Origin of the sequence: Devosia geojensis (genome assembly GCF_000969415.1) — a bacterium.
GTDB classification, from domain to species: Bacteria; Pseudomonadota; Alphaproteobacteria; order Rhizobiales; family Devosiaceae; genus Devosia; species Devosia geojensis.
In genome coordinates this window covers 1-490 of the sequence record NZ_JZEX01000025.1, presented here as the reverse complement: position 1 = coordinate 490, position 490 = coordinate 1, and the positions used below count along the sequence as shown (strand labels likewise).

The following is a 490-nucleotide window of genomic DNA, read 5'->3' as shown; positions in this document are numbered from 1 at the left end:
GAAGGGAAGGGAGAGGGAAAGGAAAGAAAGGAAGAAGAAGAGAACAGAGAGAGGGAGGAGATAGAGCAGAGGAGAGAAGTAGTGGGAGAAGAAGAAGGAGAGGAGGGGGACGAAGGCGAGGGGGGTAGAGACAGCGACGAGGAGGCGAAGGAGGGAGAGGAGCAGCAGAGAGAGGGGAAAAAGAAAGGGCATGAAGAAAAAGGGAGAGAGAGAGAAGGAGAAAAGGGAGAAAGGGGAGAAGAGGAAGGAGGGAAGGAGAGAGAAGGAGGGGAAGAGAAGGGAAGGGAAAGGGAGGGGGGAGAAGGAGGGGGAGGTGGGGGGGGTGGTGGGGGTTGGTGGAGGAGGCGACCGAGGGGGGCGCGAGGGACAGCAGGACCCGCGCGTCGGCAAGGCGGGCGCGGAGCACGGCGAGGTGGCGGGCGGGGTAGTTGAGCCCGTGCGACTGCTTGTAGGCGCCGGCATGCTCGTCGTCGAGGACGAGGAGCATGAC

2 protein-coding genes are annotated in these 490 nt (G+C 62.0%); one reads left to right on the top strand and one right to left on the bottom strand.

Features of this window, described 5'->3' with window-relative positions:
* A partial coding sequence (locus VE25_RS23205) for a hypothetical protein (RefSeq protein WP_046106899.1) occupies positions 1–192 on the bottom strand: 192 nt, incomplete at its 3' end.
* Between VE25_RS23205 and VE25_RS01915 the strand changes: the two genes are divergently transcribed.
* Positions 191–490 (top strand): hypothetical protein (locus tag VE25_RS01915; RefSeq protein WP_046106898.1); only part of this gene is annotated, 300 nt, incomplete at its 3' end. The genes VE25_RS23205 and VE25_RS01915 overlap by 2 nt on opposite strands.